The organism is Streptomyces sp. NPDC006365, from assembly GCF_042870755.1.
Taxonomy (GTDB): domain Bacteria; phylum Actinomycetota; class Actinomycetes; order Streptomycetales; family Streptomycetaceae; genus Streptomyces; species Streptomyces xiangluensis.
In genome coordinates this window covers 98,697-123,404 of the sequence record NZ_JBIAHS010000009.1, presented here as the reverse complement: position 1 = coordinate 123,404, position 24,708 = coordinate 98,697, and the positions used below count along the sequence as shown (strand labels likewise).

At 69.4% G+C, this 24,708-nt stretch carries 27 protein-coding genes and 1 pseudogene; 16 read left to right on the top strand and 12 right to left on the bottom strand.

Going from position 1 to position 24,708, the window contains the following annotated elements:
- The first annotated feature begins 11 nt into the window (after nt 1–11).
- Entirely contained in the window at nt 12–326 is a 315-nt protein-coding gene (locus ACFYO0_RS24800; RefSeq protein WP_388679795.1) for a hypothetical protein, read from the top strand.
- Between the two features lie 94 nt (nt 327–420).
- Here ACFYO0_RS24800 and ACFYO0_RS24795 read toward each other — a convergent pair.
- Nucleotides 421–829: pseudogene (locus ACFYO0_RS24795) on the bottom strand (tyrosine-type recombinase/integrase); the annotation flags it as partial.
- Nucleotides 830–871: 42 nt separating this feature from the next.
- Here ACFYO0_RS24795 and ACFYO0_RS24790 point away from each other — a divergent pair.
- The 8 genes from ACFYO0_RS24790 (at nt 872) to ACFYO0_RS24755 (ending at nt 5,813) form a co-directional block, all read left to right on the top strand.
- Complete coding sequence (locus tag ACFYO0_RS24790; RefSeq protein WP_388680357.1) at nt 872–1,198, top strand: type II toxin-antitoxin system RelE/ParE family toxin; 327 nt, start codon at nt 872–874, stop codon at nt 1,196–1,198.
- Complete coding sequence (locus ACFYO0_RS24785) at nt 1,198–1,506, top strand: helix-turn-helix domain-containing protein (protein ID WP_352378408.1); 309 nt, start codon at nt 1,198–1,200, stop codon at nt 1,504–1,506. Before ACFYO0_RS24790 ends, ACFYO0_RS24785 begins: the two co-directional genes overlap by 1 nt.
- 70 nt (nt 1,507–1,576) lie before the next feature.
- Nucleotides 1,577–1,951, top strand: coding sequence for a CPCC family cysteine-rich protein (locus ACFYO0_RS24780; RefSeq protein WP_388679791.1), 375 nt, complete (start codon nt 1,577–1,579; stop codon nt 1,949–1,951).
- Between the two features lie 191 nt (nt 1,952–2,142).
- Nucleotides 2,143–2,484 (top strand): hypothetical protein, encoded by a 342-nt coding sequence (locus tag ACFYO0_RS24775; RefSeq protein WP_388679788.1) that lies wholly within the window; start codon nt 2,143–2,145, stop codon nt 2,482–2,484.
- 303 nt (nt 2,485–2,787) lie between these two features.
- The gene (locus ACFYO0_RS24770; protein WP_388680354.1) at nt 2,788–4,188 is read left to right on the top strand and encodes an ATP-binding protein; all 1,401 of its coding nucleotides are present in this window, start codon (nt 2,788–2,790) and stop codon (nt 4,186–4,188) included.
- Between the two features lie 119 nt (nt 4,189–4,307).
- Nucleotides 4,308–4,757 carry a DoxX family protein gene (locus ACFYO0_RS24765; RefSeq protein ID WP_344394331.1) on the top strand — a complete coding sequence of 150 codons (450 nt, stop codon included), beginning with the start codon at nt 4,308–4,310 and terminating at the stop codon, nt 4,755–4,757.
- A complete protein-coding gene (locus tag ACFYO0_RS24760) occupies nt 4,757–5,176 on the top strand; it encodes a Zn-ribbon domain-containing OB-fold protein (RefSeq protein WP_388679786.1) in 420 nt (139 codons plus the stop codon). Before ACFYO0_RS24765 ends, ACFYO0_RS24760 begins: the two co-directional genes overlap by 1 nt.
- Nucleotides 5,177–5,207: 31 nt before the next feature.
- Nucleotides 5,208–5,813, top strand: a complete 606-nt coding sequence (locus tag ACFYO0_RS24755) for a GNAT family N-acetyltransferase (protein ID WP_388679783.1) — start codon at nt 5,208–5,210, stop codon at nt 5,811–5,813.
- Between the two features lie 7 nt (nt 5,814–5,820).
- Here ACFYO0_RS24755 and ACFYO0_RS24750 read toward each other — a convergent pair whose 3' ends face one another.
- Nucleotides 5,821–6,477: a pyridoxal 5'-phosphate synthase gene (locus ACFYO0_RS24750; RefSeq protein WP_388679781.1), complete on the bottom strand. Its 657-nt coding sequence runs from the start codon at nt 6,475–6,477 to the stop codon at nt 5,821–5,823.
- Nucleotides 6,478–6,598: 121 nt separating this feature from the next.
- Between ACFYO0_RS24750 and ACFYO0_RS24745 the strand changes: the two genes are divergently transcribed.
- On the top strand, nt 6,599–7,468 hold the full coding sequence (locus ACFYO0_RS24745; protein ID WP_388679778.1) for a GNAT family N-acetyltransferase: 870 nt from the start codon (nt 6,599–6,601) through the stop codon (nt 7,466–7,468).
- Nucleotides 7,469–7,483: 15 nt separating this feature from the next.
- Here the strand turns inward: ACFYO0_RS24745 and ACFYO0_RS24740 are convergent, their stop codons facing one another.
- From ACFYO0_RS24740 to ACFYO0_RS24730, 3 genes are read right to left on the bottom strand one after another with little or no spacing between them, the layout of a single operon-like run.
- The gene (locus ACFYO0_RS24740; RefSeq protein WP_388679776.1) at nt 7,484–7,909 is read right to left on the bottom strand and encodes a pyridoxamine 5'-phosphate oxidase family protein; all 426 of its coding nucleotides are present in this window, start codon (nt 7,907–7,909) and stop codon (nt 7,484–7,486) included.
- Nucleotides 7,884–8,231: a helix-turn-helix domain-containing protein gene (locus ACFYO0_RS24735; protein WP_388679773.1), complete on the bottom strand. Its 348-nt coding sequence runs from the start codon at nt 8,229–8,231 to the stop codon at nt 7,884–7,886. Before ACFYO0_RS24735 ends, ACFYO0_RS24740 begins: the two co-directional genes overlap by 26 nt.
- 2 nt (nt 8,232–8,233) lie before the next feature.
- Nucleotides 8,234–9,412, bottom strand: a complete 1,179-nt coding sequence (locus tag ACFYO0_RS24730) for an acetyl-CoA acetyltransferase (RefSeq protein ID WP_388679771.1) — start codon at nt 9,410–9,412, stop codon at nt 8,234–8,236.
- A gap of 153 nt (nt 9,413–9,565) precedes the next feature.
- Between ACFYO0_RS24730 and ACFYO0_RS24725 the strand changes: the two genes are divergently transcribed.
- Both ACFYO0_RS24725 and ACFYO0_RS24720 read left to right on the top strand, forming a co-directional pair.
- Entirely contained in the window at nt 9,566–10,756 is a 1,191-nt protein-coding gene (locus ACFYO0_RS24725; protein ID WP_388679769.1) for an acyl-CoA dehydrogenase family protein, read from the top strand.
- Nucleotides 10,756–11,271, top strand: coding sequence for a nitroreductase family deazaflavin-dependent oxidoreductase (locus ACFYO0_RS24720; protein ID WP_388679766.1), 516 nt, complete (start codon nt 10,756–10,758; stop codon nt 11,269–11,271). Before ACFYO0_RS24725 ends, ACFYO0_RS24720 begins: the two co-directional genes overlap by 1 nt.
- Nucleotides 11,272–11,427: 156 nt before the next feature.
- On the opposite strand, the gene ACFYO0_RS24715 is transcribed toward ACFYO0_RS24720, so the two are convergent.
- Nucleotides 11,428–12,075 (bottom strand): TetR family transcriptional regulator, encoded by a 648-nt coding sequence (locus ACFYO0_RS24715; RefSeq protein ID WP_344394320.1) that lies wholly within the window; start codon nt 12,073–12,075, stop codon nt 11,428–11,430.
- 100 nt (nt 12,076–12,175) lie between these two features.
- Here ACFYO0_RS24715 and ACFYO0_RS24710 point away from each other — a divergent pair, with 100 nt between their 5' ends.
- The 3 genes from ACFYO0_RS24710 to ACFYO0_RS24700 all read left to right on the top strand — a co-directional run bounded on the left by ACFYO0_RS24710 (nt 12,176) and on the right by ACFYO0_RS24700 (nt 16,364).
- A complete protein-coding gene (locus tag ACFYO0_RS24710; RefSeq protein WP_388679762.1) occupies nt 12,176–12,919 on the top strand; it encodes a VOC family protein in 744 nt (247 codons plus the stop codon).
- A 221-nt stretch (nt 12,920–13,140) separates the two neighbouring features.
- Nucleotides 13,141–15,534 carry a PQQ-binding-like beta-propeller repeat protein gene (locus tag ACFYO0_RS24705; RefSeq protein ID WP_388679759.1) on the top strand — a complete coding sequence of 798 codons (2,394 nt, stop codon included), beginning with the start codon at nt 13,141–13,143 and terminating at the stop codon, nt 15,532–15,534.
- Nucleotides 15,535–15,827: 293 nt separating this feature from the next.
- The gene (locus ACFYO0_RS24700; RefSeq protein WP_388679756.1) at nt 15,828–16,364 is read left to right on the top strand and encodes a hypothetical protein; all 537 of its coding nucleotides are present in this window, start codon (nt 15,828–15,830) and stop codon (nt 16,362–16,364) included.
- 15 nt (nt 16,365–16,379) lie between these two features.
- Here the strand turns inward: ACFYO0_RS24700 and ACFYO0_RS24695 are convergent, their stop codons facing one another.
- Genes ACFYO0_RS24695 through ACFYO0_RS24685 form a run of 3 tightly spaced genes read right to left on the bottom strand, consistent with a single transcriptional unit; the run spans nt 16,380 to nt 18,762 of the window.
- On the bottom strand, nt 16,380–17,153 hold the full coding sequence (locus ACFYO0_RS24695; protein ID WP_388679753.1) for an enoyl-CoA hydratase/isomerase family protein: 774 nt from the start codon (nt 17,151–17,153) through the stop codon (nt 16,380–16,382).
- Complete coding sequence (locus tag ACFYO0_RS24690) at nt 17,150–17,596, bottom strand: Zn-ribbon domain-containing OB-fold protein (RefSeq protein ID WP_388679751.1); 447 nt, start codon at nt 17,594–17,596, stop codon at nt 17,150–17,152. The genes ACFYO0_RS24695 and ACFYO0_RS24690 overlap by 4 nt, the downstream gene beginning before the upstream one ends.
- Nucleotides 17,597–17,613: 17 nt before the next feature.
- The gene (locus tag ACFYO0_RS24685) at nt 17,614–18,762 is read right to left on the bottom strand and encodes a lipid-transfer protein (RefSeq protein ID WP_388680351.1); all 1,149 of its coding nucleotides are present in this window, start codon (nt 18,760–18,762) and stop codon (nt 17,614–17,616) included.
- 148 nt (nt 18,763–18,910) lie between these two features.
- Here ACFYO0_RS24685 and ACFYO0_RS24680 point away from each other — a divergent pair, with 148 nt between their 5' ends.
- Nucleotides 18,911–20,599 carry a fatty acid--CoA ligase family protein gene (locus tag ACFYO0_RS24680; RefSeq protein ID WP_388679748.1) on the top strand — a complete coding sequence of 563 codons (1,689 nt, stop codon included), beginning with the start codon at nt 18,911–18,913 and terminating at the stop codon, nt 20,597–20,599.
- Between the two features lie 188 nt (nt 20,600–20,787).
- Here the strand turns inward: ACFYO0_RS24680 and ACFYO0_RS24675 are convergent, their stop codons facing one another.
- From ACFYO0_RS24675 to ACFYO0_RS24665, 3 genes are all read right to left on the bottom strand, one after another.
- The gene (locus ACFYO0_RS24675; protein WP_388679745.1) at nt 20,788–21,099 is read right to left on the bottom strand and encodes an NIPSNAP family protein; all 312 of its coding nucleotides are present in this window, start codon (nt 21,097–21,099) and stop codon (nt 20,788–20,790) included.
- Between the two features lie 178 nt (nt 21,100–21,277).
- Complete coding sequence (locus ACFYO0_RS24670) at nt 21,278–21,490, bottom strand: hypothetical protein (protein ID WP_388679742.1); 213 nt, start codon at nt 21,488–21,490, stop codon at nt 21,278–21,280.
- A gap of 229 nt (nt 21,491–21,719) precedes the next feature.
- A complete protein-coding gene (locus tag ACFYO0_RS24665) occupies nt 21,720–24,680 on the bottom strand; it encodes a BTAD domain-containing putative transcriptional regulator (RefSeq protein ID WP_388679739.1) in 2,961 nt (986 codons plus the stop codon).
- Between the last annotated feature and the right edge of the window lie 28 nt (nt 24,681–24,708).

The following is a 24,708-nucleotide window of genomic DNA, read 5'->3' as shown; positions in this document are numbered from 1 at the left end:
AGCGGGCGGTAGTGGAGCGGATTCTGCAAGTGGATTTCCCTGGAGCGGCAGAGCTCCGTAATCAACTTGGTCAAGTTCGGGTGGTGGCCCTATGGGGATCTAATTCTGTGAGTGTTGACCTGCGAGTCATGGATGACGCACCTCGTGCTCCTGTACCGACCGGGGCATCGCCGGTAACTTTCACGGTTATTGACGAGGAGGGCGAGCTTGTTGGCGAAATCCTTTTGTGGACTGAATCGGGCATGTTGTCCGGCCTGGAATATGCCTGGTATGGCGATCAGCCCCCGGCTTCGCTTCCAGAAGTGGATCGAATGGTCATGCAATAGAATCTAAGCCGATCTGCTTCCGGGCATGAATGGGAAGCCCCGCCAGTATCCGGCGGGGCTTCCCATGTGTTTGATGGCAACGCTGATGGCAACGTCAGCGGACGTCGGCTGCGGCGGGTGGGTCGTAGGGGTCGTTCTCCATCGGGCTGAGGGCGTTGCCGAGGGTATCGATGGCTTGGCGTTGGTGAGGGCGCACAGCAGCAGCCTGCCGCCCTTCCCGCTGCCGTCCCGGGTGGATCTTCAGGGGGTTGATGCATTCGGTGGGGAGGGCGATGCGGCGTTCGGAGGCGAGGGTCCAGGTGTGCAGGACGGTCAGCCCCTGCGTGCGGAGCGGTGGATCGTGGCCGTGCCGCCGTCGATGTCGAGGTCTTCCCAGTGGAGGCCGAGGAGTTCGCCTTTGCGGAGTCCGGTGCGCAGGGCGAGTTCGTACAGGGCGTGGAGCCGGTCGCTGTGGCCGCCTGAAGCAGTTGCCGTGCCTCGGCCGCCGTGAGGGGCTGGAAACGTCAGAACCGCCAGACCTGTACACAATCGAACTTGAGCCTGAGGTGCAGGCGTGGCTGGAGGTGCTCGCACCTGCGGATTACAGGGCCGCCGAGCGTTTCGCCGACCGGCTCGCGACCGACGGTCCGGCCCTGCCGTTTCCGTTGGCGAGCCACCTCGGTGACGGGCTGCGCGAGCTACGCGTCGGCGCATTCCGTGTGACGTACTGGTTGGCTCCCGGCCGGCGGGCCGTTCTGCTCACTGTGTTCCGGAAGACGAGGATGCGAGAGGCCGACGAAGTCCTGCGGGCGCAGAGAGCACGAAAGCGCTGCGAGGCCGAGCACCCTCCGGCGGGCGAACACGGCGTCTACAGTAGGGGCGAGGAGGCCTGATGAGCAGCGGATACCACACCAGGTGGAAGGTCCCGTCCGAGCACCGCGAAGACCCGGCATACCGCGCCGCGGGGCGGCGGATGGACTTCGCCCAGGCGGTCTACGACCGGCGCTCGGCGTTGGGCTGGAGCACGGCTGAACTGGCGCGCCGGGCCGGGATGTCCGAAGAGGACATCGAGTCCATCGAGGAGAGCGGGGTCGATCCGACTCTCGAGCTCCTCGAGCAACTGGCAACCGCACTCGAGTCGGGTGCCCGAATCGACCCACGCACCAGTCCCGAGTTCCGCTTCGAGGGACACGCTGCCTGAGCAGCCGCTTCGCAGGCGTGCCGAGTGAGACTCTCGCCCCCCGGAACTCCGCACGGCCGGCAACGGGGACATGGTTCCAAAAATGAACTCCTATCCCTGCCCCTGCTGCGGGCATCTTGTCCACGAGAATCCGCCCGGTTCCTTCCGGGTCTGCCCCGTTTGTGGCTGGGAAGACGACCTGGTTCAGCTGCGCTGGCCAGGCGCCAAGGGTGCCAACCGTTACCCCCTCATCGAGGCTCAGCAGCTTTACCGACAGGTCGGAGTTGCTGATCCGGTGTTCGCCCGAAGGTTCGTAGGCCAGGCGAATCCTGGCCGCTGGAGTCTGGATTCCGTCACGTCATGCCGGAGATCGATGATCTTGAGTCTGATGGGGGTGATGGAGGCGGAATGGCCTGAGGACCGCACGCGGCTCTACTGGTGGAGGCCGCACTTCTGGAGGCGGTAACTTCGCATCCTGGCTTCTGGCGGCATTCTGGACTCGGGTCCGGGAAGCTGTCGGGCGCGGGGCGAAGATCACTGACGTCTACAGACCTGAGGGCGGAACGATGATCCAGTGGCGAACCGCATCCAGGTCGGGCGGGGAGGCAATCGACATCTTTCCGCCCCAGGGCACGGGAATGAAGGTGCATCTTCCCGATGCATGAGGAAGAGATCTGCCGTGAAATCCTTGAGGAAGGCCTCGACGACTGGGTTCCGTTGGACCGGCTCGTCGGCCTTGCCAGGGAACTCTCCGAGCGACGTGGTGTGAACCATCGCGACGTCAGTGAGAAGGTCCTCGCGCACTTGCTGCACAGTGGCCTGGTCACGGTGGGCGATCTGGGAGAAAGCGGCTTCGAGGCGTGGACCGACGACGCGGACGGTGCCGTGCGGAGAATCATGCGAGCTCTCGACGATGCCGGGTGGGAGCCAGCGGGAGGTTGCTGGCTCGCAAACACACCTGTGGGCGACCGCGAGGCTTCGGGCCGTCAGGAGAAGTGACGGGTCGTCTCTCGCAGTCGGGGCGATCAAGTCCGGACGTGGGGGGTGGGACCGGTGAGGCGCACGGGATGGCGACCCTCGGCGTCCCTGGTCAGCCCCGTCCTGACGGCGCTCCCAAGTGATTAGGAGTACACTCCTTAGGAGTGCATTCCTAAGGAGCCCGAAGCCATCGTGCAGCACCGAGCAAGGCCGGAAAAGCCGTCGCATGTCTTCGATCGTGGCGCCGAGTGGGACGGACTCGCGGCGTTCGCGGGGCGGCCCTTGCCCCACGCCATGCTCGGCATCGTGAGTGGCAGGCGGCGCATGGGCAAGACGTATCTGCTGCGGGCGCTCGTCGAGCAGTGCGGCGGCTTCTACTTCGGAGCCACGGCCGGGACCGAGGCGGAATCCCTTCGTCAGTTCAGCGCGGCCCTGGCCGAATACGTGGGTTCCCCAGTGGCCTTCACCTTCGCCACCTGGGACGACGCGATCTCCTATCTCTTCGCGCTCGCCGCTCCCGGGAACAGGACACCGCATGGGCCGATGGCAGACGGCCCGTTCCTCGTGGTCATCGACGAGTTTCCGTATCTGGTGAAGGTGGCTCCGGAACTCCCCTCGCTCATCCAACGCGAGATCGATCGCTTTCAGGTGGAGGAGAGCCGTATGCGGCTGCTCCTGTGCGGTTCGGCGATGTCCGTCATGGGCGGGCTGCTCGCCAGCAGTGCGCCCCTGCGCGGCCGGGCTCAACTCGAACTCGTCGTACGGCCCTTCGGATACCGGGCGGCGGCGGACTTCTGGGGAGTCGCCGCCGATCCCGCACTCGCCGCCCGGTTGCACGCGGTGCTCGGCGGCACTCCTGCGTACCGTCGCCAGTTCCTGGCGGACGATGTCCCCGAGAGCCTGCGCGATTTCGACGACTGGATCTGTCGTACGGTCCTCTCGCCGTTCAGCCCACTCTTCCGGGAGGCGAGATACCTCCTGGCCGAGGAGGCGGACATTCGCGATACGGCGCTGTATCACTCCGTGTTGGCAGCCGTCGCGCAGGGCAATGCGACGCGAGGCGGCATTGCGGGTTACATCGGCCGCAAGTCCGTCGACATCTCGCATCCGCTCAATGTGCTGGAGGACAGCCATCTTCTGGCGCGAGAGGCCGATGTCTTCCGAGCCGGAAAATCGCAGTACCGCATCACCGAACCGCTGATCAATTTCTACGAGGCGGTCATGCGTCCCGCCTGGACACGGCTGGAGAGCGGTCAGGCGACCGAGGTGTGGGGGCAGGCGGCGGAACGCTTCGCGGCGCAGGTGGCAGGTCCGCACTTCGAGTCGGTGTGCCGTGAATACGTGCTCGGGCCCGGGCGGTCACTGCTCAGCACGTCCTTGGGTGAGGTAGGCAGTGGTGTTGTCACCGACCCGAAGGAGCGCCGCCAGATTCAGATCGATGTGGCCGTGGTCGAACCGGGCACTGGCGGGAGTCGGCCTTCGGTCGCCCTGCTTGGTGAGGCGAAATGGGGGACGGTCATGGGAGCTGGCCACCTTGAACGCCTCCGCCGGGCGAAGGAGCTGCTCGCCGGGCGTGGAATGGACACGACGCATTGCGCCTTGGCGTGCTTCAGCGCCGCGGGCTTCAGCGAAGCGCTGCAGGCGGAAGCCGCACGGGGCGGCCTCCTGCTGATTGGCCTGGACGAGCTCTACGGGCGGGCCGCGCCGACTGAGTTCGTGCTCTAGCTATTTGCTACTGAGCGTTGCGGTGATCAGGAAGACGCCTGGCGTCCGTATGTCTTGCGCGGTCGTCTCCCATGCGCTGAACTGACGTACCGTCAGATTATCGGAGCTCGGGAGGCGCCATGGACACGATCTGGCTCACCGGTGCGGAATGGGTCGCCGTGCTGCGTATCGGGCTCGGACTGTGGTGGCTGGAGAGCTGGCGGCACAAGGACAAGAAGGGGTGGTTCGAGCGGGGTACGGGGATCGCCTGGGCGGCGGATGTCGCGGCGAAGCATCGTTGGACCGCGGTGCGCAGCGGCTTCGACGTCGTCGTCGCGCCGCGTCCGCGGGCCATGGCGTACGTCGTCGTGTATGCGGAACTCGCCCTGGGACTCGGGCTGATCGCCGGATTCCTGACCCCGATCGCCCTGGTCGGGGGCCTCCTCCTCAACCTCCTCTACCTCGTTCTCATGATCCACGACTGGGCCGAGCAGGGGCAGAACTCGATGATGGCCCTGATCTCCCTGGTGGCCCTGTTCGGGATGTCGTGGCAGACGTGGTCGCTGGACAGTGCGCTGGGGCTCTTCTGATGAGCGCGGCGCGGTTCGATGTGCCGGAGGTGGATGCCTTCACCCGTGCCTACTGGGAGGCGGCCGGCCGGGGGGAGTTGCTCCTACGTCGGTGCGGGGGGTGCGGTCGGGCCCATCACTACCCGCGCGAGTTCTGCCCGTACTGCTGGAGCGAGGACGTGGCCTGGGAGCGGGCGAGCGGACGCGCCACGCTCTACACCTGGTCCGTCGTCCACCGTAACGATCTTCCGCCCTTCGGGGGTCGTACGCCGTACGTCGCTGCCGTCGTCGATCTCGCCGAAGGGCCGCGGATGATGACCGAGGTGGTGGAGTGCGGGGAGAGCGCGCTGCGGGCCGGGATGGGTCTTGAGGTGGCGTTTCGGGAGGCGGGAGAGGGTGCGGGGGAGGTCGTCGTGCCCGTGTTCCGACCCCGGGTGTGAGTCGTGGAGACGTACGGGTTTCAATGGAGCGATGGCCCGTTTTCGCACGCGGTTCCTCGTCAATCCGTTCCCCGAACTGCGCGGCCACGGACTGCGGTTGAGCTCCTGGGACCCGGAGTCCGACCGTGATGTCGAGGCGTGGCTGCGCGGCGTGAGCGACCCGGAGTTCCAGCGCTGGAACTCGCCACTCAAGAAGGTCACCGACATTGACGGCGCCCGGGACGCGCTCCGCTCGCGGGCCGAGAGCGCGGCGGACGGCAGCGCCGCCTCCTTCCGCGTCACGGACGTGGACACCGGGGCCACGCTCGGCCACATCGGCGTCAACGAGATCGACACCGTCACACGCTGCGCCCGCGTCGGCTACTGGGTCCTGCCCCAGGCCCGCGGGCACCGGGTCGCCACCCGGGCGCTGGCGCTCGCCTCCCGCTGGGCGCTCACCGAACTCGACCTCCACCGCCTGGAGTTGGGCCACGCCCTCGGCCACGACGCCTCCTGCCACATCGCGAACCGCTGCGGCTTCCTTCCCGAGGGCACCCTGCGCGACGCGATGTTCGAGGCGGGCCACCGCGGCGCGTTCCGGGACGTGCACCTGCACGCACGGCTCGCCACGGATCCCGAACCTGGCGCTCCGCGATGAGCCCCCCTCACGGCCACAGCAGTTGTCTGACCCAACCCCCGTCCGTACGGAGATAGTCGAGGCGTACGTGACGTCGCTGGGCGTCCCCCTGGAAGAACTCCACCTCGTCCGGTTGGACGCGGTACAGGGTCCAGGAGGAGACCTGGGCGTCGGGCTCATGCTGTGCCCGTTCCCAGGCGGTCTCCGATGCTCGCCCCAACTCCCCGACCGAGCCGAGCACTTCGCTCTGGTGGCCGACCAGGGCCGCTGCCAGGGCCCCGGTCGATCGGGCGTGCAGGTCTGCCTGGGAGTCCTGCGGGGAGGCGAGTGCCACCGGGCCGCGTACGCGTACTTGGCGGCCCTGCACGGGCCAGTAGAAGCCGAGCGCCGCGTAGGGGCGGGTGGCCAGGTGGCGGCCCTTGCGGCTGGTGGCGTGGGTGGCGAAGGACCAGCCGTTCGCGTCGGCGCCGTGCAGCATCACCGTGCGGACGTCGGGCAGACCGTCCTCGTCCGACGTCGCGAGCGACATGGTGTGCGGCTCGGCCTGACCGGCCACCACGGCTTCCGCGAGCCAGCGCGCGAAGAGAGGCAACGGCTCGTCGGGCGCCTCGGCCGGGTCGAAGACGGGCAACTCGGTGTCCCACACGCGCAGGGAACGCAGCAGCTCGTGAAGATCCGTTTCCATACGGCGAGTATCGCCCGACGAGAGACCGGGAGCCGGGGATCGGGAGCGGCGGAGGAGATCCGCGGTTCGGGTCCGGCGTAAATCGCGAGCGTGGTGGGGGCGGTCCACGGGACCATTGCGTATGGATTCCGTTTCGCCCGACTGGTACATCACCCGTGACCTCGGGGTCTTCCTCGACCGCGCCGGGAGTTTCCTGCGGTCGGAACCCGCCCTGCACACCGTGCAGTTGACGGTCACGGACGAGCTGGGCAGGTGGGGATCGGCCACGTTCGGGGAGGAGGCGCCGTACTTCGCGTGGCTTGCGGGCCGGGACGGTGCTGTACGGGCCACGGCCCTCCGGACACCGCCGCACGAACTGAATCTCACCGCCACCACCCCCGAGGCCGCCGACGCCCTCGCCGTGCGGCTCGCGGAGGCCGGCCATGCGCTCCCGGGGGTCAACGGCCCGGCGGACACGGCCGCGGATTTCGCGGCCGCATGGGAACGCCGTACCGGGGCCACCGCCGAGCTCACGATGCGCCAGCGGCTCTACAGGCTCGGCACGCTCACACCACCCGAGCCTGCCCCGGCCGGCAGGGCAAGGGGCGCGACGGGGGACGACCGTGTCCTGGTCGCGCGGTGGAAGGCCGAGTTCTCCGCGGCGGTCGGCGGGTGGCCCATGCGCGACCCGGACCGCTGGGCAGAGAGCCGGCTCGCCCACGGCGGCATCACGTTCTGGGAGACCCCGGAGGGCACACCCGTCTCGATGGCGGGCGCCCTGCCGAAGGTCGCCGGGCAGATCCGTGTCGCGCCCGTCTACACACCTCCCGCCCTGCGGGGCCGCGGTTACGCCGCTGCCGCCACCGCCGCGGTCAGCCACGCCGCGCGGGCCGCAAGGGCCGACGAGGTGCTGCTCTTCACCGACCTCGCCAATCCGACCAGCAACGGGCTGTATCAGCGGATCGGTTATCGGCCGGTACGGGACTTCGCCCGCCACACGTTCCGTACGTGATAATTCGTACCTGCCTCAGACCGTCCCGAGGTCCGACGACAGCCAGTGCTCGGGGCGCATCCGGACGATCACCTGCTCGCCGTGTTCCTTCCAGGCGTAGTCGACATAGCCGTCGACCTTGTCGGCCGGGAGATAGCGGGCGGCGAGTTCCCGGAGGTGCTCGATGGTGGCGGGGGTCGTGTCGATGACCGGGCCCTCGACCGATACGTACCGGATGGTGGGTTCCACCCGGTCGACCAGCAGGGAGAACCGGCCCGCCGTGCCGAGCAGCTGGTTCTTGCGGGAATCGAGCCCGATCAGGATCCATACGGCGCCGTCGGACTCGTACTGGTACCAGACCGGCACAGTGACCGGACCCCGCCCCTCCCCGGCATCCACCGCGAACGCGGCGACGTGGGGCTCGGCCAGGAACTGCTCACGCTCTTCGCGACTCAGGGCCATATCGGTGTCCTCCAGCCTTCCAGATGCGGACAGTGCTCGTCAGAGTCAGCGTGCCTCGTACCGATCGATATTCCGACAGAGCTGCGCCATCAGTACGCTGCGTAACGCCCCCCGGCTCCCGGACAGCCGTGTACGCGGAACTCCCGAAGTCCGCCACCACCCGGAGTTCCCCGCCCAGGGCCCGCACGTAGGCGCGCAGAGTGGCGACCTCCGTACGATCGATCTCACCGTGCTCGATCTCCGAGATCCGAGGCGTGGAGACACCCATCGAGTCAGCGATGTAACGCTGGGTCAGGTCCTGCTCGGGTATACGGCGCCCCACCCTCACTCCCGCCCCAACACCACCGTCCCCGACGAGCAGAACCACCCGCCCGTACCCGAGGCGACAGCCAGTTCCGGCAGCCGCCCGCCGCCCCTGCGGACCTGCCGTTCTCCTGCCTCCCCGCGCAGCTGCCGTACCGCCTCCACCAGCAGGAACAGCCCTCGCATCCCGGGATGCTGGGCTGACAGTCCACCTCCGTCGGTGTTGACCGGCAGGTCCCCCGTGAGCGTCAGCCGCTTCTTCTCCACGAACGCCCCGCCCTCGCCCTTTCCGCAGAAGCCGAGGTCCTCCAACGTCACCAGGGTCATGTAGGTGAAGGCGTCGTAGATCTCGGCGAAGTCGATCTCGTCCGGCCGTACGCCCGCCCGCTCGAAGGCGAGCCGTCCGCTCACCGCTGCCGGGGACACCGTGAAGTCGGGCCACTCGGACATGGTGGTGTGGGAGGCGTGCTCGCCGGTGCCGAGGATCCAGACCGGAGGCGTACGGCAGTCGCGTACGTACTCCTCGGCCGCCAGCAGGACCGCCGCGCCGCCGTCGGAACGTATGCAGCAGTGGAGCTTGGTGAAGGGGTCCGCGATCACCGGGCCCGACAGCACGTCCTCGACCGTGATCGGATCGCGGAACATGGCCTCCGGGTTCAGCGCCGCGTTGGCCCGGGCCTGGACGGCGACGGAGGCCAGCTGCTCGATGGTGGTGCCGTATTCGATCATGTGGCGGCGGGCGGCCATGGCGTACTTGGCGATCAGGGTGTGCCCGTACGGGACCTCGAACTGCAGCGGACCCCGTGCGCCGAACGACAGGTTCCCGGTACGGCGGCCCGCCTTGATGTCCGCGCGGGCCGTGGACCCGTACACCAGCAGGACCGCGTTCGCGTGCCCGGCGGCGATCGCGTCCGCCGCGTGGGCCGCCATGACCTCCCAGGTCGAGCCGCCCACCGAGGTCGAGTCGACCCACGTCGGCCGCAGTCCCAGGTACTCCGCCACCTCGATGGGCGCGAGCGTGCCGAGGCCCGCCGACGCGAAACCGTCGACGACCTCGCGGGTCAGGCCCGAGTCGGACAGGGCCCGGCGTGCCGCCTGCGCGTGCAGGGCGTACGGGGTCGCCTCGTCCACCCGGCCGCAGTCGGAGAGGGAGACGCCGACCACCGCCACCTTCCGCGCCTTCCGCTGAGGCTGAGTCATGAATCTGACGGTACATCAGATAATGCCGACTCCGGCAGGGTGCCGCGGCTCTGCGCAAGCGCACCTCTGTGCACACCCTGCGGCACACCCCTGTGCATCTGGCGACGCCCGCTCTACCATGACGCGCCGTCAGATCCCGAGGAGGAGGGGCCCATGGACGCCCGCTTCACCGCCGAACAGGACGAGATCCGCCGAACCCTGCGCGAGCTGCTCCTCAAACGCTGCGGCCCGGAGGAGGTCAGGGCCGCCGTGGGAACTGCGGACGGCCACGACCCCGCTCTCTGGGAAGCCCTGGCCGGACAGCTCGGACTGCCGGGTCTCGCGCTTCCCGAGGCGTATGGCGGTATCGGCTGCTCGACCATCGAACTCGCCCTGGCGAGCGAAGAGTTGGGGCGCGCCCTGGCTCCCTCGCCCCTCCTGCCCACCGCCGTACTGAGCGGCCCCCTGCTCGTCGCCCTCGGCACCGAGGAGCAGCGGAGCAAGCTTCTGCCGCGCCTCGCCTCCGGCGAGCTGACCGCCGCCCTCGCCGTACCCGGCACGTGTCTCGCCACTGCCCTCGGCCTGACCGGCGACAACCGCGGTGACTGGGCGGGCGGTGGCCGAGCGGGAGGCGTACAGGCCAAGCGCTCGGAAGGCGGCGCCTGGCGGCTCTACGGGCAGGTCGATCAGGTGCTGGACGGGCACAGTGCGGGGCTGCTGGTCGTAGCCGCGCACACCGGTGGGTTCTCCCGTTCCCGCACGCTGCTGTTCCTCGTACGGTCAGGGAGCGACGGGCTCGTACGCATACGGCAGACGTCCCTCGACGAGACCCGCCCGCAGGCGCGTATCCAGCTCCGGGATGTGGAGGCGGTGTTGATCGGCGAGGAGACCGCCGATGTCACCGGCGCGCTGACCGCCATCGGAGACACCGCCGCCGCCACGCTCGCCGCCGAAGCCGTCGGTGCCGCCGATCGCGTGCTGGAGCGGACCGTCGAGTACGTCAGGCAGCGGGAGCAGTTCGGGCGGGCGATCGGGTCGTTCCAGGCGGTCAAGCACCGGCTCGCCGACCTGTATGTACAGGTCCAGGCAGCCCGCTCGGCCGCCTATTACGCGGCCTGGGCGACGGCCGCGAGCGACGAGCGCGTGGGTGGGCTGGCGCTCGCGCAGGCCTTGGAGGCCTTCCGCGCCACTGCGTCCGAGGGGGTGCAGTTGCACGGCGGGATCGGGTTCACCTGGGAACACGAGGCGCATCTGTACTTCAAGCGGGCGGCCGGCGACGAGCTGCTCTTCGGGCCGGTGCACCGGCTGCGGGCATACGCTGCGGAGGAAGCGCACCTCTTCGACGGTGGCGAGGTGGCGGTCTGATGCCCACCGGAGCACAGCACGGGCCGAACGCCCGGCGCGTACCGAAAGCGGTACAGAAGGCAGTACAGAGCGTATCTTCGACCCGCGCATTCGCCCGGGTCGCCCCGCGCCTCGTCCCCGCGATGGACCGCGCAGTACACCGGCTCACCCGTGGGAAAGTCCTGCTCAGCGCCCAGCTGCTGCCCGGCGTGATCCTCACGGCGCGCGGGGCGAGGAGCGGGCTCCCCCGGCGTACGCCGCTCGCCTGCATGCCGGAAGAGGGCAGCGGATCCTGGATTCTCATCGGGTCCAACTTCGGGCGTACGGACCACCCCGCCTGGACGGCCAACCTCCTCGCCCACCCCGACGCGGAGATCAACTGGAAGGGCAGGGACATCCCGGTCACCGCCCAGCTTCTGCACGGGGAGGAACGGGACACGGTGTGGAAGGCGCTGCTGGACTTCTGGCCGCCGTACGCGACGTACCAGGCCCGGGTCACTCGCGAGATACGGATCTTCCGGCTCGTACGACGCTGACTCGTGCGATGCCGACAGGCCCCCCAACGCGACAGACGGCAGCTCACCGGAGCGAAACTCCGAAGTGAACTGCCGTCTGTCTGACAGGATTTGGGCCTACGAAAGCGTGGGGGAGTGTGGGGGGTACCAAACCGTACTGAAAACTACCGGGGCGAACTATCTTGTCGGTTTCTTGCCGGTCACGCCCATATGCACCAACAGGGCGAGATTCGGCTTGAGTTCAGCCTGTTTGACGCCCCAGGACTGGAAGCCCTTCTGGTGCGAGGCCACCGCCGCGAGCATTGCGACGAGCGAACCGGCCATCGCCGCCGGGCTCACGTCCTTGTCGACCTTGCCCTTGGCCTGAAGCTCCTTGACCGTGTTCGTAAGGGAGTTGTTCACGGAGTTCAGGATCTTCATACGGATCTTGTAGAACCGTTTGTCCCCCTCCGCGGCACCCAGGTCGACGACGCGCAGGATGGCATCGTTTTTGCGCCAGAAGTCGAGGAACCCGTCGACGAGTTCCTGAGCGGTCTGCCAGCCGGCCTTGCCGACCCAGGATCGCCCCTCGAGCAGTTCGGTCAACCCCGCGCCCTCCGCGGCCATTTGCTCGGCGATCTCCAGGACAGCACCCTCGACATCTGGGAAGTACTGGTAGAAGGTCGCCGGTGACGTGCCCGCCTTCCGCGCGACGTCAATGACTTTGACGTCCCGGTAGGGCGACGAGCTGAGCATCTCGCTGAGGCAGTCGAGCAGCTTCTGCCGAGTCGCCTGCCCACGCCGTCCGGCCACTCGGCCGTCGACGGTACGCACTTGTCCTGTCATGCCGTCAGCTTACCGAGGGGTGATCGAGGCGCGATTCGGCCGACTGCAAATGGGGTGCGGCCGCCCTGCGAGATGCCGGGGAGACGCTTAGCTTGGCAGTATGGCCGAATCGAAGCCTTCTGCCACAGACGCCGGTGATGCCGGTTTCGGGGAGGGTGTTCCGTGCTGGATCGACGCCCAGCTCCCCGATGTGGAGGCGGGCAAGCGATTCTACGGCGAGCTCTTCGGGTGGACCTTCGAGGCGGGGCACGGGTCCTCCACCTGGGTGTACAGCGACGGGCGGGTCGTCGCCGCGCTCACGCCCAAGCGGGACGGGCGGATGCCCACCGTGTGGACGGTGTACTTCGCGACTCCGGACGCCTTCGCCCTGGCCGGGCGGATCCGGGAAGCCGGCGGTCAGGTGATCACGGATCCGGTGCCGGTGGACACGTACGGCACGATGGCGCTGGCCGCCGACCCGGAGGGTGCCGTGTTCGGGCTGTGGGAGGGCGACGAGCACGCCGGTTTCGAACGGCGGCACGAGCCGGGCAGCTTCGCCTGGGTCGAGCTGTACGCCCGGGACACCAAGGTCGCCGACGATTTCTACGGCGAACTCTTCCACGACACCCTCCTGGGCCCCGATGCCGCGCCCGACTTCGGCCGTGTCGCCATCGGCGAAGTCTTCCCCGCCGAGATGCCGCCGCACTTCCTTGTCCACTTCCAGGTGGTGGACCCCGATGCCGTACTGGGTACGGTGATCGGACTGGGCGGCCGAATCCAGGTGCCTCCCTTCGAAGCGTCGTACGGGAGTGTGGCAGTCGTCACTGACAATCAAGGGGCGTCTTTCGCGGTGCTCCGGCGCTGAAGAGAGCCGAGAAGCACTGAAAAGGTACTGAAAGGTACTGAGCCGCGAGAAAGAAGTGACGCAATTGTCCCGGAACGCCCTGAGACATCCAGGTCCGGCCCCGGGTTCGCAACCGGTGGCCGGGCCAGGAAGAATCGGAGTGCGTGCCGCCGGAGCGGTTCGGTGGTGAGACGCTGCGCAGTGGCTGGAAACACAGCCGCGTACGGGGAGGTGGCAGGCAAGTGGTGGATCAGCTGACGCAGCACGATCCGCGGCGGATCGGGCCGTTCGAGGTGCTGGGACGGCTGGGTGCCGGCGGCATGGGGCTGGTCTATCTGGCGCGCTCGGCTTCGGGCCGGCGGGTGGCGATCAAGACGGTCCGTACGGAACTCGCCGAGGACCAGCTGTTCCGGGTCCGCTTCACCCGCGAGGTCGAGGCGGCCCGTGCCGTGTCGGGCTTCTACACGGCGGCCGTGGTCGACGCCGACCCGCGCGCGGCCGTGCCGTGGCTGGCCACCGCGTACGTCCCCGCGCCCTCCCTCGAAGAGATAGTGACCGAGTGCGGGCCGCTCCCGGCCCAGGCGGTGCGCTGGCTGGCGGCGGGCGTCGCGGAGGCGCTGCAGTCCATCCATGGCGCCGGACTCGTGCACCGGGACCTCAAGCCGTCCAATGTCCTCGTAGTCGAGGACGGCCCGCGCGTGATCGACTTCGGTATCGCGTCCGGCGTCTCCAACACCCGGCTGACGATGACCAACGTCGCAGTCGGCACCCCCGCCTATATGTCGCCCGAGCAGGCCAAGGACTCACGCAGCGTGACCGGCGCGAGCGATGTCTTCTCGCTCGGCTCGATGCTTGTGTTCGCCGCCACCGGCCATGCGCCCTTCCACGGCGCGAACCCCGTCGAGACCGTCTTCATGCTGCTCCGGGAAGGCCCGGACCTCGAAGGCCTGCCGGAGGAACTGCGGCCGCTGATCGAGTCCTGTATGCAGATGGAGGCCACGGCCCGCCCCAATCCCGCCGACCTCCAGGCCCAGCTCGCACCGCATCTGTTCGGCTCGGGCTCCGACGACAGCGGTACGGCCTCCGCGTGGCTGCCCGAGCGGGCGGTGAGCCTGATCGAGACGCGGCGCGGTGGGCGTCCGGCGGCGAAGCCGTCGTCGTCCGGCGGCGGCCGCAGTGGCGGGCGGGGCGCTCCCGATGCCGGGGGCGCCGCCGGGCCCGCGGCGCCAGCCCTGCCGCCACCACCGCCGCATGATCCGCCCGTCCCCGTCGGCGCGGGTACAGGCCGGCATGGTGGCGCCCCCGACAACGGGCCCGTACGTCTCGCGGGGGCCCCCGTGCCCATCGGGCCGGGCCCGCGCGTCTCCGACGCCCGCGCCGCCGCCGTGAAGGCCCCTTCTCCGGACGCGGGACTCGCCGCCTCCTGGGCCCGCCCGCGCCCCGGCGTCAACGGCGCCGACCCGGTCGTACCCGCGCCCATGACGGCTCACGAGCCGGACGGCGGCTCGTCCTGGCGGCCGTGGCGCTTCCGCATGTCGAACGACGTGTGGGGCACGCCCGCCGTCGCCGGCGATCTCGTCTACGTCACCTCCTTCGAAGTCCACGCCCTGGACGTGGCGACCGGCCGCCGCCGCTTCAAGACGCGGGACGTCGCCTGGTCGATGACGGTCTCGGACGGCCGTATCCACGCCTCGGACGGGCCCACCCTCTTCGCCCTGGACGCCCGCGAGGGCGGCGACCTGTGGCGGCTGCCGACCGACGCCTGGGTGTACTCACTCAAGGCCGACCGCGGCACCGTCGTCACCGGCACCCGTGGCGGCGGCGTACAGGCCTGGGAGGCGTCCAACGGCCAGAAGCTCTGGGAACTCACCGGCTCCCAGGCCGACTTCGAGTCGCCCGAGGCCGGGCCCGTCGTCCACGACGGAACGGTGTACGTGTGGAAGGACGCCCGTCTGCGCGCCCTCGAAGCGCGCACGGGCGACGAACGCTGGTCCTACCCCATCGGTGACGCCGCCTCCTGCGGTGGCGTCCCCCTCCGCCTCACCCATGGCGACGACGGATACGTGTACGTGTCCGCGGGCACCCGCGTCCTCGCCATCGACGTCGCCAGCGGCCACGTCCGCTGGCACTTCGAGGCGCCCGCCGTCTTCCTGAGCCCGCCCACGTTCGCGCCCGGCCCGGCGGTCACCGGCGGCGGGATCTATCTCGCCGACTACCTCGGCACTGTGTACGCCCTCGACGCCACGGACGGCCGTGACCGCTGGCGTATCGCCACCGAGTCCCGTGCCTCGATCGACCCCGTGCTCGTCGAGGCCGGGCACGTTCACGTGGGCAGCGGCAAGGGCCTCTACACCCTGGACGCCGTCACCGGCACCCCGAAGTGGCGCTTCCAGGCCGGCGGCGACCTCGTCGGCACCCCCGCGGTCGCGGACGGCCGCATCCACTTCGGCTCCACGGACCATCTCCTCTACACCCTGAAGGCGGACGACGGGCGCCTCCGCTGGAAGCTCGCCACGGGCGGGGAGATCACGGGTGCTCCGGTCGTCAAGGACGGGGTGGTGTACGCGTGCAGCAAGGACCGGTGCGTGTATGCGCTGGACGCGGAGAAGGGGACGGGGACGGCGCGGACGGCTTGACGGGGGTTTGTTTCGCCCCCTCCGCCCTTACCCGTCCCATCCCGGGGCCAGCCCCCAGTGCCCCGATGAGGGCTGCGCCCCCGGACCCCGTTTCGGGGGCCAGCCCCCGGACCCCGGCTCCTCAATCGCCGGAGGGGCTGGATTTTGCGGGACTGGGCTGGATTTTGCGGGACCGGGCTGAATTCCGGGGCTCTGCCCAAGGCCCCGCCAGGGGTCGCCCCGGCGTTACGCCCCGTACGTGCCCATCACCACCCAGTGACATGCCCGTGACATGCGTTGCATAGAGTGATGGCATGCAACTACGGGGACGCAGGCTCAAGTTCACAGTGGTGGCGGCGCTGGTGGTGCTCTCCCTCACCGGGTTCTCGACGGGACGCGGGCACCGCAGCGGCGGAGACGGTGGAGGTGGCGGCGGCTGCAGCAGCTCCAGCCAGTCTCACGACAGTTCGTCGTCGAGCGGCGGGACCTCGGGATCGGGGACGTACCGCGACTACGACGATGACGACGACTACACGGACGACACGTACGACGACAGCGGCTCCTCGGATGCGACCACGCCGCTTCGGGACGCCACGGTGAAGCTGATCGACTGCGCGACGCCGACCGATGCGTACGCGACGGTCGAGGTCACCAACCCGAACGCCGAGGGCGCCTACTTCACCGTCACGGTCGACTTCCTCGACGCCGACTCCGACCGGGTGGAACTGGGGAGCGCGGACGAGTTCGTCGGCGCGAACGAGACGGCGACGGTGCAGGTGGACCTGTCCAGTCCGGGTGTCGCGACGCAGGTCGACCGCTGCGTGGCCGACCGGGACGCACCCGCGAACTGACTTACAGTCGCCTCCTCATCGGACGCGGTACCCGCCGGCCCGCCGGGCGGTGAACAGCTCCGCCTGGCGGTCCGCGGGCAGGTTCCCGAGCGCGATGAGGTGCGGCGCGTGCGTGAGCGCCTGAGCGCGCGCCGCTTCCTTCGCCGCCCATACGGCTCGTACCGTGCCCTGCACGGCCTCGGTCGGGTAGGAGGCGATGACCTCGGCGCACCGTACGGCGGCCTGGAGTGCCTCGCCGGGGGCGGTGACTTCGGACACCAGCCCCACCTCGTACGCCCGCCCGGCTGAGATCCGCTCCGCCGTCCCCATCAGCGCCATCCGCGCCACCTCCCCGAACGGCATCCTCTGCGCCATGTAGATCGACTCGCACGCGCTGACCATCCCGTACGTCGTGTGCGGATCGAAGAAGGTGGCGCGCTCGTCGGCCACGATGAACTCGGCCTCGCCGAGCAGGTAGAAGGCGCCTCCGCAGGCCATCCCGTTCACGGCGGCGATCACGGGCTTCCACAGGTCGTTCGCCTTCGGCCCGGTCATGGTGAGCGGCTCGTCCACCATGTACGGGGAGCCGGGCTGCGGCACCTCGACGTCACGATCGAGCCCCGTGCAGAACGCCCGCTCGCCCGCCCCCGTGACGACGACCGAGCGTACGGACTGGTCGAACCTGAACTCCCGCCAGGCGGCGGTGAGTTCGGCGGCCATGGCGAGATCGATCGAGTTCAGCCGCTCGGGCCGGTCGAGGGTGACGACGGCGACGCCGGTGTCCTTGTCGGTGGTGAGGCGTATGGTCACGGGCGCTCCAGGATCCACTGGGGTAGGCGAGCCGTCCGCTCGAACACCACCTGAACCTTCGCCCCGATCCGAATCCGTTCCGGCGGAAGGGAGCCCAGGGGGGCCTCGGCGTCGCTGACCAGATTCCCGACGAGCCGGATGCGCGGGGCTTCGGCGAGCTCGACGACGATCACGTTGTACGGGGCCAGCTCCGCGTATGCCGGAAGGAGCGGGGGATGCGGGACGACGTACGACCAGATCCGTCCCTTCCCGCTCATCAGCCGCCACTCGCTCGCGAAGGACTGGCAGTGGGGGCAGCAGGGCCGGGGCGGGAACCGGAGTCCGCCGCAGTCGGCGCAGGCCTGGACGCGGAGTTCGCCTTGGGCGGCGTACTCCCAGAAGGGGGCACCGTCGTCGTCGAGGACGGGGGACAGGAGGGACAGGCGCTCTCCCGGCAATGGCATCGTCAACTCCCAACTCCTCAGTTCCGTAGGAGGATCGCGGAGGTGGGGACGCCTTCACCCGCCGTGACCAGGCAGGTCGAGGCGTCCGGGACCTGGGCGGTGCTCGTCCCGCGCAACTGCTTCACGCCCTCGTTGATGAGGTTGAAGCCATGGACGTACGCCTCGGAGAGTCCGCCCCCGCTCGTATTGACCGGCAGCCGTCCGCCGATTTCCAGCGCACCGCCCTCGGTGAAGGCCCCGCCCTCGCCGCGACCGCAGAAGCCGTAGCCCTCCAGGGAGAGTGGGATGAGTGCCGTGAAAGCGTCGTAGATCTCCGCGACATCAACGTCATGGGGGCCGAAGTCCGCCTGCTTCCACAGGTGTCGGGCTGCGGTCCAGGCCGGCCCGGTGAGCGGGTCGTCGTTCCAGTAGTTGACCATGCCGTGGTGCTGGGCGGGCAGGCCCTGCGCGGCGGAGTGGACGTACACGGGTGTGTTCCGGCAGTCGCGGGCCCGTTCCTTCGACACGATCACGCAGGCCAACGCCCCGTCCGTCTCAAGGCAGTTGTCGAAGAGGCAGAGGGGTTCGCTGATCCAGCGGGACGTCATGTACATCTCGCGGGTCAGCGGGCGTTCGTACATCATCGCGGCGGGATTCTGGTTGGCGCGGTTGCGGCAGGCGAGGGCGACGTTGAAGAAGTGGTCACGGGTCGCGCCGTACTCGTGCATATAGCGGCGCGCGAGCATGGCGATCTCGTCGGCCGGTCGGAGGAGGCCGAAGGGGCGGGTCCACTGGGCGGGGGTGGGGAGTTGGACGGCGGTGTTCTTCCAGGGCCGCGGCCCGGAACCCCGCTTCCGTGACCGCCAGGCGACCCCGACGGAGGCCTGCCCGGTGGCGATGGCGGCGGCGAGATGGGCGACGGTGGCACAGGAACCGCCCCCGCCGTAGCCCACCTTGCTGAAGAAGGTGAGATCGCCGGCGCCGATCGCCTTCGCCAGCTCGACCTCGTCGGTCTCCTCCATCGTGTACGAGGCGAGCGCGTCGACCTCGCCCGGTGGGATCCCGGCGTCGTCGAGGGCGGCGAGAACGGCACGGCAGGCCAAGGTCTTCTCGGACTCCGGGAGTTGCTTGGCGAAGGCGGTCTGACCGATCCCGACGATGGCGGTCGCGTCCTTGAGCCCCGCCATGAGTCCTGTCATGGGCACGCACCTCCGCTGCTGAGTCCGCACTGGTCCGAACTGCTGACAGTCCGTCAGGCTACAGCTAATCTGACGGGTAGTCAGCTAGTGGTACGTCGGTATGCCGGTACGCCTGTGGGTATTGGGGAGGCTTGCGATGCGCGGGGACGTGGTGCGCGGAGACTCGACGCGCGGGGCGTGGGGCAGCATCCCGGGGCTGGTCCGTGCGGCGGCCGACCGGTACGGCGACGCCGAGGCGGTCGTGGAGGGGCGTACGCGCATCTCGTACGCGGAACTGGGCGCACGCGTGGAGCGAGCGGCTGCCGCCTGCGTCGCGAACGGTGTCCAGGCCGGCGACCGCGTCGCCATCTGGGCGCCGAACTCGCTGGACTGGATCGTCTCGGCGCTGGGCGCGGTGTCGGCCGGGGCGGTGCTCGTGCCGCTGAACACGCGCTTCAAGGGGACGGAGGCGGCGTATGTGCTGGCGCGCAGCCGGGCGCGGCTGCTCTTCGTGACGGGGACGTTCTTGGGGACGTCGTACGTGGCGTCGTTGCGGCGGGCGGCTTCGGAGGGACCGGGTTCGGAGGGGCCGGGTTCGGAAGGACCGAGTTCGGAAGGGCCGGGCAATGGACCTCTCCCCGGACTGCCGCACCTGGAGCAGGTGGTGGTGCTGTCCGACGACGCACCCTCCGACTTCCGCACGTGGAAGGACTTCCTGGCGAGCGGAGACGGCGTCGGCGAGCCTGAGGTACGGGCACGCTCGGCGGCCCTGGCTCCCGACTCGCCCTCCGACATCATCTTCACCTCGGGTACGACGGGCCGTCCCAAGGGCGCGGTGATCACGCATGCGCAGACGCTGCGGGCGTACGAGGTGTGGAGCGAACTGGCCGGGCTCCGTGCGGGCGACCGCTACCTGATCGTGAACCCCTTCTTCCACACCTTCGGCTACAAGGCGGGCGTCATCGCCTGCCTGATGCGGGGCGCGACGATGATCCCGCAGCCGGTGTTCAACGTGGACACGGCGCTGGCGAACATCGCGTCGGAACGGATCTCGGTCCTCCCCGGCCCGCCGACGCTCCATCAGTCCCTCCTGGACCACCCGTCCCGCGACGCGTACGACCTCTCGGCTCTGCGCCTGGTGGTGACAGGCGCGGCTGTCGTGCCTCTACGCCTGGTGGAACGCCTCCGTACGGAACTCGGCGTCGGGACGGTCCTGACCGCGTACGGACTCTCCGAAGCGAGCGGCATCGTCACGATGTGCCGCCGCGGGGACGAGCCGGCGGTGATCGCGTCCACGTCGGGGCGGGCGATCCCGGACACGGAGGTGAAGGTGGTGGGACCGACGGGAGCGGCCTCGCCGCCCGGCACTCCGGGGGAGGTCCTGGTCCGCGGCTTCAACGTCATGCGGGGCTACTTCGAGGACCCGCAGTCGACGGCCGCCGTGCTGACGCCGGACGGCTGGCTGCGTACGGGGGACGTCGGCGTCCTGGATTCCGCGGGCAACCTCCGTATCACCGACCGCATCAAGGACATGTTCATCGTCGGCGGCTTCAACGCCTACCCGGCGGAGATCGAGCAACTCCTCGGCCTCCACCCGGACGTCGCGGACGTCGCGGTGATCGGCATCCCGGACGGACGGCTGGGCGAGGTGGGCAAGGCGTATGTCGTACGCCGCCCCGGGGCGACCCTGACCTCGGACGACCTGATCGCCTGGGCGCGGCGCGAGATGGCGAACTACAAGGTGCCGCGGGTGGTGGAGTTCGTGGGGGAGCTGCCTCGGAATGCGAGTGGGAAGGTGGTCAAGGGGGAGTTGCGGTCCCAGGGCCGCAACTCGGCTACCTCTTGAGGCGGTACGCAGCCAGACGAGCTGTGGGGGAATGCTTCGCTCGCGACGAGTTCGAGTGCGCCGGCGGGGTCTGAGGGGAATCCGTACCAGAGGTGCCGTGCCGCTGCGGCTCGAAACGATTTCGTCGCCGTCATCGCAGCGCTGCGCGCAGCCGCGAGGCGGGGGCGCACCACGCACCTCCCGGCGACCTAGGACAGGCCGTCGAGCGGCCGGAGGAAGCGGCGCTCGTACCGCTTGATGCAGCGGGTCTCTCGAGCCAGTTCGAACGCTTCCTGGCACTCCGGGTCGGACATGCTGTCCGTGCGGTACTGCTCGTATGCGGCCAGGCTGGGAAAAGAGAAGAGGGCGTACGCGATGTCACTGTCGCCCTCACTCGGCAGGAAGTAGCCGTGGTGCGTCCCGCCGAAACGGTTGACGAGCCGGACCCAGCGGCGACCGTATTCCTCGAAATCCTCAAGCTTGTCCGCATCGACCTCGTACTTCAGATGAATGGTGATCATGCCTGCATGATGCCGTGTGGCGGTTCGGACTTCGTGAGGAGGCCCGGCGACCAGCCCGGCCGCCCGGGGTCGAACGGTTCGCGCCACCGATTGACCTGAACCGTGCCCGGACACGCCTCGGCCGCGGCGGCTCCCCCTCCGCGCCGCCGCGGCCGATCCCCGTCGGAAGGTGGGCTGCTCAGCTCGGCGGCGTGTTGTCCTGGGGGGTGGCGTCCCCGTCCGACACCGGCTCGCTGGGCGGGGTGTTGTCCTGGGTGGTGGCGTCCCCCTCCGACACCGGCTGGCTCGGCGGAGTGTTGTCCAGCGTAGTGAAGGTCTCCTTGCCCACCGGCTGGCTGGGCGGGGTGTTGTCGTTGGGCTGGAGGTCCGTGTCCTTGGTCTTCTCGGTCATGTGCTCAATTTCCTCTTCTCTAGTGAGCGCGGAGTGAGGAACGCCCGCCCGGATGCTCCCCCGAGGGCCACCGGACGGGCGTCGCGGAGCCGTATCCCCCGGTCGGGCTCCTGGTCAGACCGTCTGCCCCCCGACGCGACGGTGTGACAGATATGACAGTGCCTTGCGGCGATAAACGAATGCTGAACGCCCGCAGCACACTGGAGCGCCTCATGTTGCTCAGGCATGCTCAGGCCGCCGCGGCAGGCATGAGCAACGCGCGTACCTCGTCGGCTTCCTCGGCGACGCCGTTCTTTTCGTAGAGGTTGAGAGCTTCCCGCCAGCATGCCTGTGCCCGGTCCGCCTGCCCTAGAGCGGAGAGTGCCCGCCCGAGGAGGGTCAGGACATTGCCCCGCATCCAGTCGCCGCCGATGCAGCCCAGCGCGAGCGCCTGTTCAGCCCCTTGGGCCGCTCGTGCGGGGTGACGGAGGGCGAGGTGTACTTCGGCGATCCGGAAGTGGGTGGCTCCCTCCCAGAGCCGCTGGCGGTGATCGGCGAAGTTGCTCAGGGCGTCGGAGAACTCGCGCAGCGCCTCGGCGTGACGTCCGGCCCCGGCCAGAGCCATGCCCAGGTTGTAATGCCCGTTGCCGAGGCGCATCGGCCTTCCCAACTCGACGTGGGCCGCGAGTGCGCGCTGTGCGATCTCGACCGCCTTCGCGACATTGCCCATCCCCAGGTTGGCTCGAGAGAGGTTGACCAGGGCGACTGCTTCGTTGAGCCTGTTACCGACCGCCTGGTAGCCCTTTATCGCCTGGTCGAAGGATTTCTTGGCGTCCACGTACCGCTTCTGTCGCAGGAAGATGTAACCCCGGTCGTTGGCCGCCCAGCTCCTCGCGGTGATGTCCTCGGCGGAGCCCGCGAGTTCCATGGCGAGCTCGGCCTGTTCCGCCGCCTGCTCGATACGCCCGGAGACCAGGAGGACCTGGGAAAGGGTCGTACGCGCTCTGCCCTCCGCACGTACGTCTCCCGCGGCCCGGGTGGCCTCGCACGCCGCCCTGGCCGTTGTCTCGTACTGGTGGGAGTTCGCGCCCGACTCGGTCAGATCCTTGGCCATCCACAGGAGATCGACCGCGCGCCGCAGCCTGTCCGTGCCCGCGGACTGCTGTACACAGGCCAACAGGGAAGCCGCCTCGGTGTACAGCCAGTCCAGGGCGGCGGCACCCTCGGTGAACCGCAGCCCCGCGTACTCCGTCGCCTCCAGGTGATCCACCAGCCGGTCCCCAGGCCGCTCAATCGCATAAACCCCCGCCGCCGTGGCCAGGTAGAAGTCCAGCAACCGGGACATCGCCGCCTCCCGCTCACTGGGCGGCTGCTCATCCCTCTCCGCACATGCACGCGCGTAGAGACGCACCAAGTCGTGGTACCGATACCGCCCGGGAGCCGCAGACTCCAGCAGCGACGTGTCGACGAGCGACTCCAGCAAGTCCTCCGTCTCCTCGACCGGCAGGTCCAGGACCGCCGCAGCCGCAGCCAGCGAGATGTCCGGCCCGTCCGCCAGCCCCAGCAACCGGAAAGCCCGAGCCTGCGCGGGCTCCAGCTGCCCGTACCCCAGCTCGAAGGTGGCCTTCACCGCCAGATCCCCGGCCTGCAGCTCATCCAGTCGGCGCCGTTCATCGCCCAGCTTCGCCGCCAGCACCGACACCGTCCACGTACGACGGGCTGCCAGTCGCGACGCCGCGATCCGGATGGCGAGGGGCAGGAAACCGCACGCCGCCACCACGTCCAGCGCGGCCTCCCGCTCCGACGCCACCCGTTCCTCGCCCACGATCTTCGTGAAGAGCAGGAGCGCTTCCTCGGGAGACATCACGTCCAGGTCCACCAGGTGCGCCCCCGCCAGGTCCACCATCCGTACGCGCGAAGTGACCAGCGCCGCGCAGCCCTCTGTACCGGGCAGGAGCGGACGCACTTGGGCGGCGTCCCGCGCGTTGTCCAGCAGCACCAGCACCCGCCGCCCGTCCAGGACCGACCGGTACAGAGCCGCGCGCTCCTCCAGCGAGTCCGGAATCGCCGAGTCGGCCGTGCCCAGCGCCCGTAGGAAAGACCCCAGCACCGTCTCAGGCTCGGCCGCCCGCGCCCCCGCCCCCTGGAGGTCCACGTACAACTGACCGTCGGGGAAGGCGGACCGCGCCTGGTGCGCCACATGTACGGCGAGAGTCGTCTTCCCCACGCCACCGATGCCGGCCAGCGCCGACACCGCCATGACCCGGCCCTGGGCTGCGGACGCCGCCGACAACACCTCACTCAGCTCAGCTACAAAGGACGCGCGGCCGGTGAAGTCCGAGACGGTGGCAGGGAGTTGCGCCGGCTTCACCGGTGCAGCCACGGGCTCCTCCACCGGCGCCGACGGTTCCGCCAGGGCCGGGTCCGCCTGCAGGATCCGTTGCTGCAAGTCCTTCAGCCCCGGCCGCGGGTCGACGCCCAGCTCGTCCGCCAGCAGGCGCCGCGTGTCCGCGTACACCGCGAGCGCCTCCGCCTGGCGCCCGCTGCGGTACAGCGCCAGCATCAGCAACTCCCGCAAGCGTTCGCGCAGCGGATGGGCCGCCGTCAGGGCGGTCAGCTCCGAGACCGCCTCCGCGTGGCAGCCCTGTTCGAGATCCATGTCGAGGCGGGTCTCGGCGAGTTGGAGACGCCACTCCTCCAACCGTGTCCGCTGCGTGTCCGCGTACGGACCCGGAACGCCCGCCAGCACCTCCCCGTCCCACAGGCTCAGGGCCTTGTTCAGCAGGACGCGCGCATGGCACAGGTCCCCGGCGGTACGGGCCTTCTCCGCGTCCGCCGCCAGCTCCTGGGCCAGGGCCAGGTCCAGCGCCCCCTCGCCGAGCGAGCGGATCGCGTACCCGCCCGACTCGCTGACCAGGACTCCGGAGCCGAGCACCTTCCGGAGGCGGGAGGCGTACGTACGGACCGCCGCCAGCGCCTGGGAGGGTGGTTCATCGCCCCAGAGGGCGTCGATCAGTTCGGACGCCGTGGCCGTACGGCCCTCGCGCAGGAGCAGTGCCGCGAGCAGCGCGCGCTGCTGCGGTGAACCGGTGGGCAGGGGCTCCGCGCCGCGCCAGGCGCGTACCGGGCCGAGCAGGCTGAAGCGGAGCGGCGCGGCCGATTCCTCGGGGCGCCCCTGCTCCAGCGGCTCTACTCGCGGTACACCGTCCATCGCTGTCCCCCTGCCGAACCCCTGTCGA

Coding starts and splice junctions, on each gene's coding strand:
- ACFYO0_RS24665 (WP_388679739.1), bottom strand. CDS start 24,680: ATGGACGGTGTACCGCGAGTAGAGCCGCTGGAGCAGGGGCGCCCCGAG.
- ACFYO0_RS24725 (WP_388679769.1), top strand. CDS start 9,566: ATGGACGCCCGCTTCACCGCCGAACAGGACGAGATCCGCCGAACCCTG.
- ACFYO0_RS24685 (WP_388680351.1), bottom strand. CDS start 18,762: ATGGCGGGGCTCAAGGACGCGACCGCCATCGTCGGGATCGGTCAGACC.
- ACFYO0_RS24765 (WP_344394331.1), top strand. CDS start 4,308: ATGGACACGATCTGGCTCACCGGTGCGGAATGGGTCGCCGTGCTGCGT.
- ACFYO0_RS24680 (WP_388679748.1), top strand. CDS start 18,911: ATGCGCGGGGACGTGGTGCGCGGAGACTCGACGCGCGGGGCGTGGGGC.
- ACFYO0_RS24770 (WP_388680354.1), top strand. CDS start 2,788: ATGGGCAAGACGTATCTGCTGCGGGCGCTCGTCGAGCAGTGCGGCGGC.
- ACFYO0_RS24710 (WP_388679762.1), top strand. CDS start 12,176: ATGGCCGAATCGAAGCCTTCTGCCACAGACGCCGGTGATGCCGGTTTC.
- ACFYO0_RS24760 (WP_388679786.1), top strand. CDS start 4,757: ATGAGCGCGGCGCGGTTCGATGTGCCGGAGGTGGATGCCTTCACCCGT.
- ACFYO0_RS24740 (WP_388679776.1), bottom strand. CDS start 7,909: ATGGCCCTGAGTCGCGAAGAGCGTGAGCAGTTCCTGGCCGAGCCCCAC.
- ACFYO0_RS24755 (WP_388679783.1), top strand. CDS start 5,208: ATGGCCCGTTTTCGCACGCGGTTCCTCGTCAATCCGTTCCCCGAACTG.
- ACFYO0_RS24750 (WP_388679781.1), bottom strand. CDS start 6,477: ATGGAAACGGATCTTCACGAGCTGCTGCGTTCCCTGCGCGTGTGGGAC.
- ACFYO0_RS24745 (WP_388679778.1), top strand. CDS start 6,599: ATGGATTCCGTTTCGCCCGACTGGTACATCACCCGTGACCTCGGGGTC.
- ACFYO0_RS24670 (WP_388679742.1), bottom strand. CDS start 21,490: ATGACCGAGAAGACCAAGGACACGGACCTCCAGCCCAACGACAACACC.
- ACFYO0_RS24720 (WP_388679766.1), top strand. CDS start 10,756: ATGCCCACCGGAGCACAGCACGGGCCGAACGCCCGGCGCGTACCGAAA.
- ACFYO0_RS24690 (WP_388679751.1), bottom strand. CDS start 17,596: ATGCCATTGCCGGGAGAGCGCCTGTCCCTCCTGTCCCCCGTCCTCGAC.
- ACFYO0_RS24675 (WP_388679745.1), bottom strand. CDS start 21,099: ATGATCACCATTCATCTGAAGTACGAGGTCGATGCGGACAAGCTTGAG.
- ACFYO0_RS24780 (WP_388679791.1), top strand. CDS start 1,577: ATGGTTCCAAAAATGAACTCCTATCCCTGCCCCTGCTGCGGGCATCTT.
- ACFYO0_RS24785 (WP_352378408.1), top strand. CDS start 1,198: ATGAGCAGCGGATACCACACCAGGTGGAAGGTCCCGTCCGAGCACCGC.
- ACFYO0_RS24775 (WP_388679788.1), top strand. CDS start 2,143: ATGCATGAGGAAGAGATCTGCCGTGAAATCCTTGAGGAAGGCCTCGAC.
- ACFYO0_RS24715 (WP_344394320.1), bottom strand. CDS start 12,075: ATGACAGGACAAGTGCGTACCGTCGACGGCCGAGTGGCCGGACGGCGT.
- ACFYO0_RS24730 (WP_388679771.1), bottom strand. CDS start 9,412: ATGACTCAGCCTCAGCGGAAGGCGCGGAAGGTGGCGGTGGTCGGCGTC.
- ACFYO0_RS24700 (WP_388679756.1), top strand. CDS start 15,828: ATGCAACTACGGGGACGCAGGCTCAAGTTCACAGTGGTGGCGGCGCTG.